Below are 986 nucleotides of genomic sequence, written 5' to 3'. Positions count from 1 at the left end.
TCTGGATACACATCTTATTGTCTGAAACGGACTTCGATCGGTTAGCAACATGCAGGATTTTTTCATCTTCTTGCACCTCCCCCTTGCGAAGTGGCCAACGACAACGAGGCCCCACGAGTGACTATGACTTCTATTTTCCTTGCAGCGTCTACCTCTATGACTGGGAACATATTTTCTGCCATGTCCAAATAGAACTTGGCCACTCGATCCAATGCTTTACCAGTGCCTTTAATCGCAGCGCCTTGTAATGCTTCTTGGCTCATGACTTGCTGGTACAACTGAGTATCACCGGCATTACCCGTCTGAATCGTTGGTACAGGATTCACATCAAATGCGCCTGCCAAGCCCTGAAGGAATCCGGCCATCATCGATTTGGCCACCAGCTGGCCTTGTTTCGACACTAATCGGCCACGAATACCGGCTTTACCGTCTTCACCCACGGCATAAGAATCCAGTCGCGTTTCAATGACGCCACCATCTTCTCTCACACATGAAATGGTCTCGCCTCGCAAATAGGCACGCTCAGAGCTCAAATCACCGTAACCTGCGGCGATCAAGAAACACTCTTTGATATCCGCTCTGAATCGGTTGGGTAAAATGGCTTCCTTTTGAATCCTCAGTAATGCAGGAAAAGGTTCGCGTCTTGCGGACTCGTGAGTAGGGGCATCCAAACCTGTGATCAAAGTACCTGAGATGATGCTGCCCGCCGGTAAATACAAAGGCGGCGCTTCTTGCACAACAACCTCTGGTTCAGCAACCACTTCAGGCTCAATCATACGAATCGTGATTGGCGGCAATGGAACATCCCGTGCTCGTGTGCCTTGGCCATTGACTGGCTGCTGATAGAGCGGATCAGGCAGCGGCGCATTGGCAAAATAGTCGTCTGGGTTAGACGGCAGTGGCTTTTCTTCTTTAGGCAATTCCATGGCAGATAAAGGCACTTCGAAACGGCTATTTGTGCCTTCAACTGCTGCATCACCTCCAGC

1 protein-coding gene is annotated in these 986 nt (G+C 50.2%); it reads right to left on the bottom strand.

The genetic code is table 11. The features are described 5' to 3' along the window. Positions 1-62: 62 nt before the first annotated feature. Positions 63-986 (bottom strand): TraB/VirB10 family protein (locus R7Z49_RS23725; protein WP_318112174.1); only part of this gene is annotated, 924 nt, incomplete at its 5' end.

The organism is Vibrio sp. 1562, assembly GCF_033340155.1.
In the GTDB taxonomy this organism is placed as follows: domain Bacteria; phylum Pseudomonadota; class Gammaproteobacteria; order Enterobacterales; family Vibrionaceae; genus Vibrio; species Vibrio alginolyticus.
The sequence above is the reverse complement of the archived record's forward strand: the minus strand, read 5'-3'. Positions and strand labels throughout refer to the sequence as shown.